General features: G+C 54.5%; 21 protein-coding genes. 15 read left to right on the top strand and 6 right to left on the bottom strand.

Features of this window, described 5'->3' with window-relative positions:
* The first annotated feature begins 23 nt into the window (after positions 1-23).
* A complete protein-coding gene (locus ACR0A1_RS11195; RefSeq protein WP_480867502.1) occupies positions 24-893 on the top strand; it encodes a hypothetical protein in 870 nt (289 codons plus the stop codon).
* A 76-nt stretch (positions 894-969) separates the two neighbouring features.
* On the opposite strand, the gene ACR0A1_RS11190 is transcribed toward ACR0A1_RS11195, so the two are convergent.
* The 3 genes from ACR0A1_RS11190 to ACR0A1_RS11180 form a co-directional block, all read right to left on the bottom strand.
* A complete protein-coding gene (locus ACR0A1_RS11190) occupies positions 970-1,617 on the bottom strand; it encodes a response regulator (RefSeq protein ID WP_480704811.1) in 648 nt (215 codons plus the stop codon).
* Complete coding sequence (locus ACR0A1_RS11185; RefSeq protein ID WP_480867500.1) at positions 1,614-3,017, bottom strand: sensor histidine kinase; 1,404 nt, start codon at positions 3,015-3,017, stop codon at positions 1,614-1,616. The genes ACR0A1_RS11190 and ACR0A1_RS11185 overlap by 4 nt, the downstream gene beginning before the upstream one ends.
* A gap of 103 nt (positions 3,018-3,120) precedes the next feature.
* Entirely contained in the window at positions 3,121-3,519 is a 399-nt protein-coding gene (locus tag ACR0A1_RS11180; RefSeq protein ID WP_170597574.1) for a MerR family transcriptional regulator, read from the bottom strand.
* A 99-nt stretch (positions 3,520-3,618) separates the two neighbouring features.
* Here ACR0A1_RS11180 and ACR0A1_RS11175 point away from each other — a divergent pair, with 99 nt between their 5' ends.
* Positions 3,619-3,942 carry a hypothetical protein gene (locus ACR0A1_RS11175; RefSeq protein ID WP_480867498.1) on the top strand — a complete coding sequence of 108 codons (324 nt, stop codon included), beginning with the start codon at positions 3,619-3,621 and terminating at the stop codon, positions 3,940-3,942.
* A gap of 4 nt (positions 3,943-3,946) precedes the next feature.
* On the top strand, positions 3,947-4,198 hold the full coding sequence (locus ACR0A1_RS11170; protein WP_480734790.1) for a GDCCVxC domain-containing (seleno)protein: 252 nt from the start codon (positions 3,947-3,949) through the stop codon (positions 4,196-4,198).
* Between the two features lie 200 nt (positions 4,199-4,398).
* Here the strand turns inward: ACR0A1_RS11170 and mntR are convergent, their stop codons facing one another.
* Entirely contained in the window at positions 4,399-4,851 is a 453-nt protein-coding gene (mntR, locus tag ACR0A1_RS11165) for a manganese-binding transcriptional regulator MntR (protein ID WP_480734789.1), read from the bottom strand.
* 116 nt (positions 4,852-4,967) lie between these two features.
* Between mntR and ACR0A1_RS11160 the strand changes: the two genes are divergently transcribed.
* Genes ACR0A1_RS11160 through phnE form a run of 4 tightly spaced genes read left to right on the top strand, consistent with a single transcriptional unit; the run spans position 4,968 to position 9,191 of the window.
* Positions 4,968-6,821 (top strand): cytochrome c peroxidase, encoded by a 1,854-nt coding sequence (locus ACR0A1_RS11160; protein ID WP_480867496.1) that lies wholly within the window; start codon positions 4,968-4,970, stop codon positions 6,819-6,821.
* The gene (locus ACR0A1_RS11155) at positions 6,821-7,681 is read left to right on the top strand and encodes a phosphate/phosphite/phosphonate ABC transporter substrate-binding protein (protein WP_480867494.1); all 861 of its coding nucleotides are present in this window, start codon (positions 6,821-6,823) and stop codon (positions 7,679-7,681) included. The genes ACR0A1_RS11160 and ACR0A1_RS11155 overlap by 1 nt, the downstream gene beginning before the upstream one ends.
* Positions 7,678-8,448, top strand: a complete 771-nt coding sequence (locus ACR0A1_RS11150) for a phosphonate ABC transporter ATP-binding protein (protein ID WP_480867492.1) — start codon at positions 7,678-7,680, stop codon at positions 8,446-8,448. The genes ACR0A1_RS11155 and ACR0A1_RS11150 overlap by 4 nt, the downstream gene beginning before the upstream one ends.
* Positions 8,448-9,191: a phosphonate ABC transporter, permease protein PhnE gene (phnE, locus tag ACR0A1_RS11145; RefSeq protein WP_480867490.1), complete on the top strand. Its 744-nt coding sequence runs from the start codon at positions 8,448-8,450 to the stop codon at positions 9,189-9,191. The genes ACR0A1_RS11150 and phnE overlap by 1 nt, the downstream gene beginning before the upstream one ends.
* A 7-nt stretch (positions 9,192-9,198) precedes the next feature.
* Here phnE and ACR0A1_RS11140 read toward each other — a convergent pair whose 3' ends face one another.
* The gene (locus tag ACR0A1_RS11140) at positions 9,199-9,948 is read right to left on the bottom strand and encodes a transglutaminase-like domain-containing protein (RefSeq protein WP_480763718.1); all 750 of its coding nucleotides are present in this window, start codon (positions 9,946-9,948) and stop codon (positions 9,199-9,201) included.
* Positions 9,949-10,045: 97 nt separating this feature from the next.
* Entirely contained in the window at positions 10,046-10,474 is a 429-nt protein-coding gene (locus ACR0A1_RS11135; protein ID WP_170392752.1) for a MerR family transcriptional regulator, read from the bottom strand.
* Positions 10,475-10,651: 177 nt separating this feature from the next.
* Between ACR0A1_RS11135 and ACR0A1_RS11130 the strand changes: the two genes are divergently transcribed.
* From ACR0A1_RS11130 to ACR0A1_RS11095, 8 genes are all read left to right on the top strand, one after another.
* Positions 10,652-11,251, top strand: coding sequence for an SCO family protein (locus ACR0A1_RS11130; RefSeq protein WP_370644311.1), 600 nt, complete (start codon positions 10,652-10,654; stop codon positions 11,249-11,251).
* 5 nt (positions 11,252-11,256) lie between these two features.
* Entirely contained in the window at positions 11,257-11,679 is a 423-nt protein-coding gene (locus ACR0A1_RS11125; RefSeq protein WP_480867487.1) for a disulfide bond formation protein B, read from the top strand.
* On the top strand, positions 11,676-12,335 hold the full coding sequence (locus ACR0A1_RS11120; protein WP_480867485.1) for a DsbA family protein: 660 nt from the start codon (positions 11,676-11,678) through the stop codon (positions 12,333-12,335). The genes ACR0A1_RS11125 and ACR0A1_RS11120 overlap by 4 nt, the downstream gene beginning before the upstream one ends.
* Positions 12,336-12,353: 18 nt before the next feature.
* Entirely contained in the window at positions 12,354-12,833 is a 480-nt protein-coding gene (locus ACR0A1_RS11115; protein ID WP_480867484.1) for a copper chaperone PCu(A)C, read from the top strand.
* Entirely contained in the window at positions 12,833-13,459 is a 627-nt protein-coding gene (locus tag ACR0A1_RS11110) for an SCO family protein (RefSeq protein WP_480867482.1), read from the top strand. Before ACR0A1_RS11115 ends, ACR0A1_RS11110 begins: the two co-directional genes overlap by 1 nt.
* The gene (locus ACR0A1_RS11105) at positions 13,456-14,823 is read left to right on the top strand and encodes a peptidoglycan DD-metalloendopeptidase family protein (protein WP_480867480.1); all 1,368 of its coding nucleotides are present in this window, start codon (positions 13,456-13,458) and stop codon (positions 14,821-14,823) included. Before ACR0A1_RS11110 ends, ACR0A1_RS11105 begins: the two co-directional genes overlap by 4 nt.
* 100 nt (positions 14,824-14,923) lie before the next feature.
* Positions 14,924-15,091, top strand: coding sequence for a hypothetical protein (locus ACR0A1_RS11100; RefSeq protein ID WP_480867478.1), 168 nt, complete (start codon positions 14,924-14,926; stop codon positions 15,089-15,091).
* Positions 15,092-15,114: 23 nt separating this feature from the next.
* Positions 15,115-17,010 (top strand): penicillin acylase family protein, encoded by a 1,896-nt coding sequence (locus ACR0A1_RS11095; RefSeq protein WP_480867477.1) that lies wholly within the window; start codon positions 15,115-15,117, stop codon positions 17,008-17,010.
* The last annotated feature ends 165 nt before the right edge of the window (positions 17,011-17,175 follow it).

Raw genomic sequence — 17,175 nt, 5'->3', positions numbered from 1 at the left:
GACGATCAAAATTGGAGGCGAAAATGAAAATTCAAAGAAAGCTGGGTCAACTTCTAGGTACCGCGGCGTTGGCTTCGTTGATTGCCGCGACGCCTTATGTGCCAACCTTTGATAAGGATGGTCGCCTACTTTTTGAACCGTCATATGCCTTTGCCAAAAGCGGCAAAGGGAAAGACGGGGATGATCGTGACGATGACAGGGATGATGATCGTGACGATGACAGGGATGATGATCGCGACGACGATCGGGATGATAATTCGGGGTCGGGTAATAGCGGCCGTGGTGGCGACCGAGATGATGATCGTGATGACGATAGAGACGATGATCGAGACGACGACAGAGATGATGACCGGGACGACAATTCGGGATCAGGAAAAAGTGCTCGCGACGACGATGATGATGACGATAATGACGATGATGACTCCAAACGCTCCAATAAGGGCAGCGGAAAGAAGGATAAGTCTAATTCAGGGGGTAAATCGTCGGGTTCGGCTGGGATAACAAAGGTCGAAACGAACGCCAACGGCATTGAAGTGCGTTACGCCGACGGAACCAAGGAAGAGATCGAACACGGGCGGTATGAGAGAAAGAATGCTCAGAACCGGACTGTTGAGGAGCGCGCCGCGACCGGTGCTGACGTTTCAAGGCTTCGGTCCTTGGCGAATGGTATCTCAATCGACAATGTACGCTCATCTGGGCAAGGCGGCACTGCTGGAAGTCGACCCACGAAAATCGAACGCCAAGGCAACAATATCGAAGTAAATTATGCCAATGGTTGGAAAGAGGAGATCGAGTTTGGGCGTTACGAGTTGAAAGACCCTTACAACCGGACTGTTGTTGAAAGAAACGCAACGGCCTCTGATCGCCGGAGGTTACAGTCGGTCGCCAACTGAGCTGCAATTCCAGTCGATAATCCGTTGGCGGCTTCTTTTTGGTGAGGGGCCGCCACCGTCGTCAAAGAGACCGCAGCTATTCTCCCTTGTTCCAAACATCATGTGCAATGAGCGCGGCCTCTACCCGATTTCGCGCATGAAGCTTGGACAGAACTGCGGTCATGTAGTGCTTCACGGTCTTTTCCTGGAGGTCTAACTCGTCAGCGATTTCACGATTACTCAGTCCTTTGGCCACACGTCTCAGTATTTCTTCCTCACGATGTGTAAGGTCATCTAGAATGCTGCTGTTAACAGACATGCCGGTGTCAGCGTTGATTTGAAGAAGTACCCTCGAGGCCAAGCCAGGAGAAACGAACCCTTCACCTGCGGCGATGCTTCGTAAAGAAGCGGTTAGTTCGCTCGCGGTTACTCCCTTCACAATGTACCCAATCGCACCCGCCTCCAAGGCGTCCGCGACATCGCCGCTGTTCTCTGAGACCGTCAAGATTGCAATGACGGGTGGATTTGCCATTGCCGCGATTTTACGTGTCGCGCTTATCCCGCCACCGGGCATCGAGAGGTCAAGAATAGCTATGTCCGGCTGATGCGCGCCGACCAGCGATACTGCCTCTTCAGCACTGGACCCAGCGGCTAAAACTTCGAAGCCATCAGCTTCATCCAACGTGCGTTGCAAACCATCCCTGAATATCGGGTGATCATCGGCTATTACGACAGATGTGGTCATGATGTGCCTAACTTTCTGGGAAATAGTGTCATAGCTATGGTGGTGCCTTCGCCCGGCCTCGATGCGACGTCGAACCTGCCACCAATACTCTCGACCCGATCTCGCAAGCCCATAAGCCCCTGGCCACCATTGTCTCGCAACGCGGTTTCTTCTGACCTGTCAAATCCTGGTCCGTCGTCTGTGATCTTTACAACTATGCGGTCGTTCTGCGCCTCAGCGATAACAGTGCACTTGGAAGCTGGAGCATATCTCGCCGCATTGGAAAGCGTTTCCTGGAGGAACCGAAAAACGCACAGTTTGTCGGACAATGACAACTCCGGAGCCTGGCTACCCAGGAATGAAATATCCGGTCGCAACGGGCTGTGTTCGGCGTGATCCTCTACGGCTCTCTTCACAACATCGACGAGTGGCAGGCTATCGATATCTGGCGCGGACAGCCCTCGCGAAATTGCACGAATTTCAGCCAGCGATTTTTGCAAAGACTGCTGAATTTCCACTGCCTCTTTAGGCCTTTCCGACTCTTTGGAAAACGCCGCCTCCAGTCTAAGGGCGGCGAGCGACAGGTATTGCGCAGGGCCATCATGTAGCTCAGCTCCAAGATTCTTGAGGAACCGATCTGTTTGCGTGGTATATCTTTCTGACGCCTCGACCACACGCGACCGCAGCAGCGCATTCTGCTCAGCCATCTTCTCACTTTCTTTCAACCGCTGTTTAAGAAGAGACCCCTGTCGTCGAATTGTTTTGTCGCCAATTGCGACGATGGAATACAAAACAATTGTACTTGCCAGAAATGCGGAGCCGACGACCAACCAACTTGTTCGCCTAGCCTTGGCTAAGTCTAACTCAAGCTGGTCAGCTCTTTCGTAGAACTCCGCAACTGCGATGATTTCGCCGGACCAGAGTTCGCGGATGGGGCTGTAAACTTCAAGCAGTGGTATCCCCAATGCCGCCTCGGCGGCGCTCTCGGCATGATCAAGCTCTTCGAAAGAGCCGGAGATATCACCGTTCCACGCTCGCCTTAAATCATCCGTTGGATTGAAACGGTTTCCTATGATGTCTGTATCCGAGGCATGCGCAATCACACCACCTTGCTTCCAGAATTTGTAGGAAACGATACGGTCACGCATTGGCTGGGTCATGAATATCTCATCCAGCGCCAGGCTCGCCTGCTCAGAAAGGCGGTCGCCATGTGCCAATTCCTGGCTGAGCGGGGAAACTACGCTTTCCATATACAGCGCTGCGGAGTTGGCGGAGTTTTGCACGACTGCGTTCTGAATTCGATTAGACACCCAGACCCCAACGATTGCGGTAGCAGTACCCATCACGAAGATACTTGCCGCAAGAAAGACTCGCGACAACGACCAATTGCCAATCGTCAGGTCAGTTACTTTCGCTCTCATCGTGAAATCGACTATGAACTACAATCTGTTACCGCACCACAGACCTTGGTCTGAGGTGATCTGGCTAAATCTCAGACCCTGAGTTTCCGCCCAGTGTCCAGAGTCAGATATCATCCATCGTTCGCAGACTTTGCAGCATCGGGCAGTGAACGTTACCACTATCACAATTGGCAGTAAGCTCACTCAAGGCGTGCTCCAGACGTCTGAGCTCATCAATCTTGCTTCGAACGCTAGAAATATGCGCCTCGGCCAGCTCTTTCACCGACCGGCAGTCTTCGGCACTTCCTTCTGACAGCTCTAAAAGCGCCTTTGCGTCTGGGAGAGGAAATCCCAGGTCGCGGCACCTCTTCAAAAATCGAAGTCTTCCCACATCGCTTGCTGCATAGAGGCGACGATTGTTCAGAGCTCGCACAGGTCTTGGTACGATACCTTCGCGTTCGTAGTAGCGGATGGTTTCTATGCCAACCCCGGATTGCCGGGAAGCCTCACCTATCGCAATCATGTGAAGTGCCTCCACTTGATCCTGTAGTTACTACAGGTGTTATACGCTCTGAATACCGGTGCTTCAACACAATCAAATCGAGCATCTCGGGAGCAAAAGATGAAGAAATACGTGAACCTCAGCTACTTGGGATCGGTTTCAGCTCTGGGCGTCGCAACATGCTGTGTTCTTCCAATGGCCATGATGTTGTTAGGCTTGGGCGGCAGTTGGTTGGCAGTATTCGGAAAAATAGCGGCGGCAAGCTACTGTGTTCTCGCCGTCTCAACAGCGCTGGCCGCGGTTTCGTGGTTCTTAGCGCATCTAAACGGGACGTTGGCAAATCTGAAATGGTGGCTTGTCGGAAGCACGGCGACTACCGCGTTGGCATGGGTCATCGTGTTCAATGAGGCTCAAATCAACGACTATCTAATCATGCAGATGTGAGACAATGACAAATCAAACTGTGGTGCTCGATAGCATTTTGACCTGCCCTCGGTGTGGGCACGTTGAAACCGAGAAAATGCCAATTGACTCGTGCCAGTGGTTTTATGAATGCAAATCATGCGAGGCAGTTTTGAAACCGCTGGCAGGCGATTGCTGTGTCTTTTGTTCCTACGCAACTGTACCATGTCCGCCAATTCAGTTGGGGGATAGCTGCTGTAGTAAGGCCACTGCGGCTAAAGGTTTCGACCCCCAATGAAAATAAATGAGCTAGACCGATTTTTACCTTGGCTGCTAGGGAAAAGATTCAATCACTAAATCCGCTCATTTTTCACTTTTCAGATGCGACAAGTGTTCTTGCGGGGCTAGTGTAACGGCTCAACAAAGGTTTAAGAGGTCTTAGTCTTTCTAAAACTAAGAGTGTCAGAATTCGCCAGCACAACTTAGGTTTTTTTGTTTCTACTTTGTTTCCTCAGTCCGCCCAACGAACCCTTTAAAAACTGCAAGGGTCTCTTCGCTTACATGATGCTCAATGCCTTCAGCGTCATGCTCTGCGACTTCCGGTGAAACGCCCAAGGCGATCAGGAACTCCACGACAATCCGGTGACGCCTTCTACAAGCTTCCGCCAATTGACGCCCGGCATCGGTCAGTTGAAGTGAGCGGTAGGGAATTTGTTCTATGAAACCTTCTCGTTTCAAACGGGCCAAATTCTTCGAAACCGTAGGTTGGGTTACGCCCAACCGCTCGGCTATTTCGACCGGGCGCGCCGTGCCATTCTGATGGATCAACTCCGCAATAAGTTCAACGTAGTCCTCAACCATTTCGCTTTGGTGCGCCTGTCGCACAGCCTCAAACCCGCTCGCCTGGGTATCAATACTACGATCTGAATCTTGCGGTGTCGTTTCAGTCATCGGCTCACGATTAGGTCGTTAATCCAGTCACTAGTGTATGCACCTGAAAGCCGAACTTGACAATGAGCATGCCTTCATCAATAAATTAGACAAGGCTAACTTTAATAGACAGTGCTATGAAATATCTGATAGCGTCCACACTTCTTTGTGCATTGCCAGTGATCGCGGATGCCACGGCGATTGAAGAATCTCCTTGGGCTCCGCGCGCTGCCGCGTATCGACTGACCTTGTTCATGGGAAATCTAACCCCGGTTCCCTGGGATGAAATTGAGAGGAGTTGGACCTCGCCCGCACCTGGCAGTGACATTCAGGTCGCTCCATTGTCACGCGTTTCCGACAAAGAGGCGCTTGCGATCAACCAAGCTATGGAAGCCGAAGATCTCCAGGCGCTGTTCGAAGCAAGCACAATTGCCATTGCTGAGGGAATTCTGCGCCATCTGGATGTCGCAAAGACCGCGCTGGGTCAGCCTGAGGCGGCCCGCGAGGTTGCACAAGCGGCAGCTCTGTTCCGCGCATTCGAAGATGGTATCAAGGCTGCGGATGCGTCGGCGGCTCGCGATCTGGGCCGGGCATGGCTGGTTCTGAACTCCACCCTTGGCAGCGCAGGAGTACTGGGCAATGGTGCACAAACGGTGGATGTCGACCAATTTGCGGAGGCTCAGGCCATTGTCGCTGCCTATATTCGTGCCAACTATCTGCCATCCGAGTATGCCCAACGCGACAAGTTAACACCGCTGCCTGAAACAGTTGTGCTTTCCGGCGAACAAATCACAATGCCCGCCACGCTGCCGCCAGGGTCGAACATCGGAGATCAGGCGCAGCTGCCGCAGCTGGTTCTTCAGTTTGAAGAGGCGGGTGAGGATGAAGCCAATCTACCGCTGGTGGCCTATGGCGATATGCTGTTCGATAGCCCTGAAATCTTCGGCGGCCCGGCGCGCGAGTTAGGCATCGCCTGCTCGACCTGCCACAACCGCTCCGACGTGAACCGGGATTTCTTCATTCCGGGCCTTTCATCCCATCCGGGTGGGATGGATGTGGACGGATCGTTCTTCAATCCAATGTTCAATGACCGGACCGATGATCACTTGGACACGCCTTCCATGCGTGGCATCCGCTTTACCGCACCTTATGGCCGCGACGGGCGCGAACCCAGCCTGCGCCGGTTCATCCGAAATGTGATTGTGACCGAATTCGCGGGAAAGGAGCCAACGCCGTTTCAACTGGATGCGCTGGAAGCCTATGTCAAACAGTTCGACTTTCTTCCCAACCCTAAGATCGATCGGTCCGGCAAGCTGACCGATCTGGCGTCAGACGCCGCCAAGCGCGGGGAGGTGCTGTTCAACTCAAAGTTTGCCGGACTTGGTGACAAATCCTGCGCTTCGTGTCACAGGCCTGACCGTCAGTTCCGCGATGGTCTGACCTACGACATCGGCAGCGCTGAACCACCATTCCCCGGCGGCACGGCTTCTGCGTTCGAAACCCCGACGCTGCGCAACGTCAATTTCACTGCACCTTACATGCATGACGGATCGCTGCCGACGCTGGCCAGCGTTGTTGACTGGTTCAATGACACCAAAAATTTGGGTTTGGACGAAGCACAGCGCGCAGATCTGACGGCCTACGTCGAAGCTGTTGGAGACGGTGAAGACCCCTATCAAGTATTCGAAGGTCGCAACAGCGTATTCCGCTTGTCCTGGGAGGAGCTGACGACATTCGCCAGCACGCTCGATACCCTGCTGCCGATGCAGGATGCCGAAAACATAGCGGTTCTGATCGACACGGTAGCTCCTGATCTGGCCGCGGATGCCAGTGTCATGGTCAATCAGAACGCCAAGCCCGAAATCTACGAATTCGCCGCGATCCTGCGAGCGGTTGGCGATGCCAGCGCCGAAGGAAACTGGACCGAAGCCATCCGCCAGTGGGAACTGTTCAAGTCCATGCAGGCCGAAATTGACGAGAGGATGTTCTGATGTTGTCGCGCCGCAATTTTCTGGTCGCTGCAGCCGCATCTGCAGCCCTGCCCGTAATGGCTGCAACTGATCAGGGGCTGAAGCTGGCCTTCATCCCGCAGGAGAACCCCGAAAAGCTATTGGGTGACATCAACGTCATCACCGGCTGGTTTTCAGAGCAGATGGGCGTCCCGGTCACGGGGTTTGTCACGTTCGACCACGCTGCTGCCGTTGAGGCGCTGCGCAACGGTGATGCCGATATCTCGTTCATGGGAGCGTTGCCCTTTGTGTTGGCCGAAGACCAGATCGGCGCCGTACCGCTTTTGTCCGAGGTATATCGCGGGCAACCCAGCTATTCGGGCCGGGTCTTCGTTCGGCGTGACAGCGGAATCGAAACGTTGGCCGATCTCCGGGGACGTGACATTGCCTTTTCCGATCCGGTCTCGGAATCCGGTTACATCTATCCGCTTGATCTGTTTGTGCGCGCCGGGCTGTTCTCGGGCACGGGCGATGCCGACAGCTTTTTCGGGCAGAAATTCTTTGCTGGCGGATATCAGCAAGCGATGCAGGCCATGGCCAACGGACTGGTCGATGCGGCAGGCGCGAGCCAGTATGCAGATCTCTATCTGACCCCGGATCAGCAGGCCGAGGTCAAGGTGCTGGCGGAATCAGAACAAATTCCCAGCCACGCAATCATTGCCCGCCCTGATCTGGACGCCGGGCTGCAGGCAAAGTTCATTGAAACCATGCTGCGCCTCAACGAGAGTGAGAACCGTCATCTGTTGGCCTACCTCTATGGCCCAGACGGCTATCTTCCTGCTGACCCGTCGGTTTACGAAGGCGTGCGCGAGACTGCGCGGCGGTATGGGTTTCTGAAATGAACCCTATAGTTTCACTCAACGCGGTATCGCAGCACTTTGCCAGTGCGGCAGCTCTTTCAGATGTTTCGCTGTCGGTGCAGCCTGGTGAAAGCGTCGCGCTACTCGGTCCTTCGGGTGCGGGCAAATCAACGTTGCTGGCGTTGTTGGATGGTCGTTCGAGCGGTTGGCAGGGCGAGGCCCAGGTGCTGGGCAAGTCACTTTTGGCAACAGGAATTCCATCCCGCGAGGACCGTGCCAATACTGGCTTTGTCTTCCAGGAATTCGCATTGGTTGATCGGCAGAGTGTTTATCAGAATGTGATGAACGGTCGGATGGGCCGGATGACTATCTGGTCCTCACTTTGGGGTCGGTTTCGGGAAGAGGACCACATGTGCGTGACACGAGCGCTTCAGGATACGGGGCTGTCAGACCTGGCAAGCCGCCGTGCCGATCAGTTGTCGGGTGGACAACGGCAGCGCGTTGCGATTGCCAGATGTCTGGCACAAGAACCCGAGTTGATCCTTGCGGATGAGCCCGTCAGCAATTTGGACCCTGCTCACGCCGAACGCATTCTGAGCTTGATCACCAGCTCTGCACGTAGTCGCGAAATCGGCGTCATTTTCAGCTCGCATCAGCCCGACCTGTCACGCCGCTTTGCTGAGCGCATCATAGGCCTGCGAGACGGCGTGGTATTGTTCGACAAACCGTCGGCTCAGTTGACCAGCGGGGACATCGACGAGCTGTATCACGGCGCCAGTGTAACATCGGGACTGCGTGTAGTCAGTTGATGTGCCGATCTGTCATTTGGATCATGCTGGTACTGGCGATCCTGTGGTCGCTGACCAGCGGGGATATGGGATTGGGCAAGCTGCCAGGCGCAGGGCCCCGTCTGGCAGAGTTTTTGGGGCGTATGATCCCACCTGACCTGTCCGTTTGGCGCGAGGTTCTGACCGGGCTGGCGGAGACACTGAGGATCGCCATTCTGGGAACATTGTTCGCTGTGATCCTGTCGGCGGGACTGGCCGTTTTGGCCTCTGAAACTATGGTGCCCGCAGCGATCTGGCGTCCCGTCCGTGCCTTGCTTGCGGTTATCCGGTCGATCCCACTGATCCTGGTCGCTATGCTAATGGTGGGCGCTGTTGGGTTGGGCCCGCTTCCCGGTATACTGGCAATCACATTTCACGCGACCGGCATGTTGGCAAAGTTCTATGCAGAAGCCATCGACAATGTTGCCACCGCTCCTGTGGCGGCGCTTGAAAGCGCAGGGGCCAACAGAATTCAACAGTTGCGTTGGGCAATCTGGCCGCAGATGGCGCCTGTGATCATGCGCGATACCGTATTTCGGTTTGAGCTAAATCTGCGCGAAAGCCTGATACTGGGCATTGTCGGTGCCGGTGGCATCGGGTTGTATGTACAAACCTACGTACGGTCGTTTCAGTATGAAAAGGCTGCGACCGTGACGTTGGCAATCATCGTTTTGGTTTTATTGTCAGAGGCACTGAATACGGCCTTGCAAAAGCGCTTCAGTTGAAGCCCCGCTATGCATTTCCGTGTGTATGCGTGGCGGCCATTCGAGCCTTCAGCTTCCCATTGCGGAAGGAACGTACGCGCGCGTTCATCCAGTGGCGGAATATGAAGCGATAGAGCCAACCACGAATGCTCCCGAAACTTTGCGCATGGTCAGCATAGAACGCATCCGGAGTATCAAAAACGCCAAAATCCTGCACGATGCCGGTTTTCTGAATGTACGTGTCACGACCTTCCCATTCGACCTGAGGGTCGCTCAAACAACCGGTGCCCGCCCCGTAACCGCACAGGCTTTCTGTTTCTGCAAAGTTACGCTGCAACGCCTCCAGGTATGGCTGATCCAGAATAAATCCCTCGAGGTTGACCCAACGATCGCCTACTTCAACTTCGACCCACGAATGCAAGATTTCTTCTGGCGCCAGCGGATAAATCAATTCGGGGACCACACCCCTCTGCAACTCTTTGTGGATCATAAAGCCATGCAAACGGCATCGAATACCGCTGCCGCGAAACAGTGCCATCAAAAGCGTGCCCTTGGTATTGCATTGCCCAAAGCCGTTAGCGAGCACCTCTGAAGCCGGGATATCGTCAGCACGGTTGTAACCAAAGGCAATCTCGTTACGCACGAAATCATAAATAGCGCCAATTCGATCCGAGACAGGCAGATCGGGCCAGCGCCGTTCCGTTATGAGTCCCAAAATTGCGGGTGTTTCAAAATCAAGCAGAGGTGTGGCGGTTAACAACGGGTCTCGGTTCAGCATTTGGTCTCTCGTCGAATCAACTCAGAAAGACTTGTAATTGCTACAGTGACTGTAGCTTCAAGAGGCTATTTCCAGTTCGCAACAACGCTGCCCACGGTTACGCGCCGATGTCTTCGTGATCAGTAAGACATTCGGAATGATCGCGTAAAACTTCGAGTACACGACAATCCGAGGTGTTGCCGCCACTGCATTCATGCACCATGCGCTCCAGTTCGGTCCGCAACGCTTCTAGCCGCGCCATTCTTTGCTCAATTTGTTTGAGTTGTCGGCGCGCAATACTGTCGGCTTCATGACATGGGCGATCCGGATCGTCGGACAAATCAAGCAGTTCGCGTATCGCCTCAAGCGAAAACCCCAATTGGCGGGCGTGACGGATAAAAGCCAGGCGATCCAGTTCGGTATGGCCATAACGCCGCTGGCCACCTTCGGTGCGCCCCGGTTCCGGCATAAGTCCGATCTGCTCGTAGTAGCGGATCGTCTGAACCTTGGTTCCGGTCTTTTTTCCAAGCGTTCCGATCGTCAGCATCTGGGTCTCCTTTCAAAGCTACAGCTTATGTAGGCTCGGGTTGACGCCGCACAATAGCACCTTCCAGACGTTGGACCTGTGACACCCAGCCGCAGGCTCAAAATCCCCTTTGAACCTCTAGCAGGTAGAGGGTGTACATGCCGTTCTGAACCAAGAATCACAGGCGGACGGCTAACTTTGAAACTGACCGTATTTCAAAAAATCTTATGGGTACTGGCTGGTGTCGCAACGGCGGCATTTGCCTATCTGATGCTGTGGTCAGAGTATAGACCTGCGCGGATTGAGGAGGGGTCTGTCCCGTTCGAAGCCAGGTTCGAACTGACAGATCACTCTGGCGTTGTTCGTACTCAGAACGACTTTGCAGGCAAGTGGATGTTGGTGTTTTTCGGGTTCACCAACTGCCCGGACGTATGCCCGACAACACTGTCTGAGGTAGCAGCAGTGCAGGAAGGGCTGGGAAGCCAATCAAACCAAGTGCAACCTATCTTCGTATCCATTGACCCCGAACGCGACACCCCGGCAGTCCTGGCCGAGTATGTACCACTTTTCGATGCGGGGATCATTGGGCTTACAGGCACGCCAGAACAGATTGCGCAAACGTCCAAGACCTTCCCGATATTCTACGAACGGATCGAACAAGCCACTGCGCCGGATGGATATACGATGGGGCATACCTCTCATCTGTTTCTGTTCAACAAGGACGCTGGATTCGTCCAGTCCTGGTCATATGGCACGCCTGCCGAAGAAATTCTTGCGGATCTGAAACAGAGACTCTGAGCACCATGACCCGGTTTTCCAAAGATACACTTCTCGGCTTGGCCTGGGCGATTGCCTTGGTTGCTTCTCTTTCTGTTCTGTTCATTGGAGAGATCCTGGGGCAGACGCCCTGTGTGCTTTGCTGGTTCCAGCGTGCGTTCATGTTCCCATTGGCGATCGTACTGGGGCTTGGCCTGTGGTGGCAGGACCAGAACGTGGGCCGCTACGGAATAGTACTGGCATTGGGGGGCGCTGCTGTCGCCTTGTGGCACATGGGCCTGTATGCTGGCCTGATCCCCGAAAAAATCCAACCATGCTCGGCGAGTGGTCCGTCCTGCACCGACGCAAATCAATCTGTTTTGGGCATCCCGATTCCGCTGATGGCGCTCGTTTCATTCGTGCTAATCGGCGTTCTGTGCGCCCTTTCACTCAAGGAGAAACAAGTATGAACAGACGAGGCCTGATTTTGTCCGTTCTCGCATTTGGTGGTGCCGGTTTCGGAACTGCCGCCTGGTACGTGAACCGAACGACTGCTTCAGGCAATACCGAGCCTGTCGCACCCGAAATCGCTGAAACACTTATCCGTTCTTACTCGCCTGTTCTCGGCCCTAAAGACGCACCGGTTACAATTGTCGAATTTTTCGATCCGGCTTGTGAAGCCTGCCGTGCCTTTCATCCGGTCGTGAAGGACATAATGGCTCAGCATGGAGACGCCGTGCGTGTTGTGATCCGGTACACCCCTTTCCATGGCGAAGGCTCAGAGGAGGCGATCCGCGTGCTTGAAGCGGCACGCATGCAGGGGGTCTTTGAACCGGTCCTGGAAGCCGTGCTGCGAGAGCAGCCCAAATGGGCCGCGCATGGTGCGCCTGAGCCTGGTCTTATTATTCGAATTGCAGCAGCGGCGGGACTGGATGCCGAGGCAGCGCAGGCACAAATGCTTGCGCCCCAGACAGTTGGTGTTCTCAATCAGGATCGCGCTGATGTCGAAGCGGTCGGTATAAGGCAAACTCCGACATTCTTCGTCAATGGCAAATCTCTGGATCCGTTTGGTGAGGCTGAATTGAGACGCCTGGTCGCTGCAGAAGTTGCAGCACTGCAAAGCTGAGCAGTAGCGAGAGGTACTATGAGACTCACTGCAAAAAATACACTTCTGGCAGGTATGCTTGCCGCATTCGGCACCACTGCCATTCTATCGGCACCTGCACTGGCAGGGGGCGGCGATGTTGTCGTTGAAGGTGCCTGGTCGCGCGCGTCTATCGGCACCAACCGGCCGGGGGCCGCTTACATGACGATCCGCAACACCGGCAATGAGGCCGTCACGCTGACGTCTATCCGCACCGATCTTGCGATGATGCCCGAGATCCATCAGACATCGACCAATGCAGAGGGCGTCAGTTCCATGGCACCAGCTGGCGAGCTGGAAATTGCGCCGGGTGGTTCCGTAGCGCTTGAGCCGGGCGGGCTCCACGCTATGCTCATGCGGCTGCAACGCCCTATGACCGAAGGCGAGAGTTTTGCGCTGACTCTGATCTTTGCTGATGGCACAGAAAAGACCGTCAACGTGCCGATATTTGGTATTGCTGCGCGAGGCCCCGAGAACTGATGCAGCGGCGACGCGTTCTCACATTCGGGGCTGCGGGACTTGGTGCAGTCGGCCTGACACTCTTTGCTGGATGGTGGCAAGTGGATGGGCCGGGAGCGGCTCAATCTGATCGTCTTCGTCCCCTTGCGTTGTCGGAGATGAACTTTCGCATGGTTGATCACGAAGGGACCCCCGTCACCCCGCAATCGCTGGTTGGACGTGCAACAATGGTGTTCTTCGGCTTTACCTACTGCCCGGATGTTTGCCCGACGACTCTTTCGGATATTTCCCTCTGGCTGGATGATCTGGGCAATGACGCGGATGAATTGAACGTCGTGTTCATAACCGTAGACCCTGAAAGGGACACGGTCGATGCCATGGCCGATTATGTCAGCTACTTTCATCCGGCTGTCCGTGGGTGGGTCGGCGTTTCGGACCAAATCGCTCAGGCCGCAGACGATTTTCGCGCCACTTATGAAAAAGTTCCAATGGAAGATGGCGACTACACAATGAACCACACTGCAAGTGTATTTCTGTTTAGCCCCACAGGCGAATTTGTCAGCACCATCGACTATCATGAGCAGAGAGAATTCGCTGTGCCCAAGATCCGTCGTGCTTTGAAAAGTGGAGCGGATAAAACATCATGAACGCACGGTTTCTAGCAACCTCGGCAATAGCGATCAGCAGCGTCTCAATTGCTTCGATCGTGTTCATTGCCTCGAACCGGTCTGAAGTGACGGCGCCTGCGCCCACGGTCTTTCCGGTGCCCAAGCTTCCTGCGGAATCGCAGATCACATCGGCTCCGTTGCTGAACGTACCATCAGCAGAACTCGCTCCAAGCCCCGTTTCGTTTCGACCTGCTCAACCGGAACCCATTCAGGCAGAGGAACCTTTGCCACCTGTTGAACCGCCTTCACGGACATGGACGCGCGAACTTGCGTTGGGTGACACGCTCGACAGTTTGCTGTCTAAAGCCGGGATCAACGCAACCGATCGGGCCGAAATCGCACTTGCGCTTGGCGCTGAATATGATTTGCAGCGTTTGCGCCCGGGCCACTCGATAACAGTCGTTACAACCGCAGCGGATCAACCGCAGAGCGTGGAGCTTGCGGTGGAAGATGGTGTAAGAATCGAGGTGATTCTCAGCGAAACGTTGTCCACGCGCGTGGTCTCGCCAGAACCCGACACCGTCATTCTGGCCCGCAAAACAGAGATCGAAACTTCGATTTCAGATGCGCTGAGTAGCGCAAAGATTCCGGTTCGTTTTGCGGTGGATCTGGCGCAGATGCTGAGCGGGACAGTGGATTTTCGGAGGGACCTGACAGGTGGTGAAGCTCTCCGTCTTCTCTGGCGCGAAAAGAGCATCGATGGCGAGAGAACAGGCCAGCCAGAACTCATTTTTGCGGCGCTGGAAGTTGATGACCAACTTTATGAAATAGCATGGCCAGATGCCGAAAATGGCCGCGCCACAATTTATGTCGATGGTGAGCTTCTTCGCGTCTTCTCGCAGCCAGTCGAGGGCGCGCGCCTGAGTTCAGTCTTTGGTCGGCGGAAGCACCCGGTCTACGGAAATGTTCGGATGCATACAGGTGTCGATTTTGCTGCCGCACGTGGTACTCCGGTGCATGCGACGGCCCCGGGCCGCGTGTCTTATATTGGTTGGCGCGGGGGGTATGGGCGTGTGGTCGAAATCGCTCATGGATCGGACACGGTCACGCGATACACGCATCTTAGCGCAACCGCCGATGGTCTGACCAAAGGTCAGCGCGTGGAGGCGGGCCAGGTAGTTGGTCGTGTCGGGTCGAGCGGCACCGCGACCGGCCCAAATCTTCATTATGAAGTATTGGTCGACGGGCGCCCTACAGACCCGCTTTCTGACGATCGACTTGCTGCCGCTGCGAATGACAAGGTAGAAAACGAAGCAGCGCAAAAGCGATTAAGTATTGCACGGGCACAGCTTGAGAAGCAGCTGGGCGATCTCACTGCCAAGAGACGCGAAGCTAACTCGTGAGAGTTCTTTCAGAACGCCTTCAGACGCGCGGCTATCAGTTTGACCGTTTGAACGCCTGAAGTGAACTGCACCGCAAATGAACAAAATCAGAGGATGTAAGATGATGGCAATCGCGGGTGCCTTGGTTGGCGCCGTTTGGGGTGGGGTCCTGGCAAAGCGCCGGAATGGCAACAGCCTTGATATTCTTCAGTATGCTGCAGGATACGCCATCGTTTGTGGCCTGATTGCGTTCTTTCTGTCGATCGTAGTTGTGCGTCTGGTGTCCTAGGCTGATCCGATTGGTGGTTGAAATTGAAAGCGCTGCTCAGGATTGTGCTTGGGTTGGTTCTGGCAGCCCTGTTCATCGCTACTGTCTGTTTCAGCACGGCTACATATCTCATGCTGGCTTCTCTTCCGGACTATGAGGAAGATTTTAGGTTAGAGGGTTTGAAAGATTCTGTGGACGTCCTGAGGGACTCTATGGCGATCCCACATATCTCGGCTTCATCCCCGTCCGATGCCTATTTCGCACTTGGTTTCGTTCATGCGCAGGATCGATTGGGTCAGATGTTAAGGGAACGGCGGTCCGCTTCGGGCAAAGTACCGGTTCCGCGATATCGCGATATGGATCCAGTTTTGTCCGAAATGCTGATTGCCTATGCAGCTGGCGTCAATGCCTGGATCGGGGAGGTGTCAAAAGACCGGCGTGGCCGGGAGGCACCAGAACTGTTGTTGTACGATGAAAAGACCATCATGGCCTGGCGGCCAGAGGATAGTCTCAGAATAACTCAACAGTTCTTAGGCAATCTGCGGCAGGCCGAGAGTGGCGGCGCGTCAATTCCAGGCGACAGACCGAAAACACCTGGATTGCTCAAGAGCACGCCAAAAGCTCGGCTTGGTGCCTGGGCATTGACCAGTGAACGAACGGTTTCCAATTCCCCAATTCTCGCGGTCGAGACTAGCGGGCCGCTTTCGCTCCCATCAACCTGGTACATGGCTGATCTTCAATTTCCCTCGGGGGCAGTAGCAGGGGTGACTTTGCCCGGCGTTCCGTTCGTTGTTCTGGGTCGTTCAAATGACGTTGCTTGGGCCTTGGACTCAAATGCCGGGCAACCTGAATTGCAAAACGGCACATCCGAACGGGTAGATAGCGATATCTTTTTGAAAACTCTTTACCGACTGACACAGGTAGTCACCGCAAAAGACGCCGTGAAGTTGATCTCTGAAATGCCTCTGTTCGGGTTGGAGACCGTCGTTATTGACAAAGAAGACGTCATGACCTGGCCGGGCATCTCCGATGAAGATGCAATCCTGCTTCGGCAGCAAAGGCTCAAAGAACTTGATGCGCGCCAACGCGTTTTTTCAGTTGATGGTGTTATGGCGGTACAACAAGATACCGTTAGTTCAGCAGCGCGTAGCTTGTTGCCTCTGATGGCAGCGGACTTGTGGCGTTCTGCACCCATGATCCCCGCAACCGACGACCCGCTCGATGGAATCCGACAGGATGCCTTGAACCGCTTGGCTGAATGGAACGGTGAAATGGATCGTTTTTCACCGGAGCCATTAATATTCTGGGCATGGGCGCGTGCTTTGCAACGCCGATTTCTACAGGATGAATTTCCTGCGGCGCGTGATTTGTGGACAAATCCGAATCCATATTTTCTTGCCGCGGTTCTTTCAAATAGAGACGAGGCCGCGATGTGGTGTGACAATCGCACCTCAACTCGTGTCGAAACCTGCGACGAGTGGATCGTTCTCGCACTCGACGATGCGCTCGTCTGGATAACCGAGCGCTACGGTCCCGACCTTTCTTCGTGGAGCTGGGGAGCTGAACACATTGTGAATCTGGATTGGTCTGCGGTTAGCCCAGCCGGATTCCTCAATGGGTTGTTATCTGCGCGGGAACCGAAGTCCGGAGGACCTTATTCATTGCTCTCGTCTCAATTCGGGATGTCTGACGAAAAACCGTTTGCAACAAATATCGGCACGAATTTTCAGGCCGTCATGTCTGTTTCAGAAGACAAAGGCTTCTTTTTTCTGACACCATCCGGGCAGTCGGGACACCCGCTTTCGCGGTTCTACAAGAACTTGTTTTCTTCATGGATGCGCGGTGATTACAGGATGATGACAATGGATCTGGCAGTAGCAGAGGGTGGGGCAGTGGGGCGATCCAAACTAACCCCCCTCATTCAGGATGAAGTTGACTGATTAAAGTGCGGCGCCGGGAAACCAGATCAGTGTCAATGTCCCTCATCTTCAGGATGAAATGCCACACAAAGCCCAGGACTGATTGATATATCGGGCACCACGCCACAGTGATAGATTGCGAAAATCGGCTGTGGGTTGCTGATTTCAATGGGCATCCCACAGCAC

Source organism: Ruegeria sp. D6, assembly GCF_056534365.1.
Note: the sequence above shows the minus strand (reverse complement) of the source record. Positions and strands in the feature narration are given on the sequence as shown.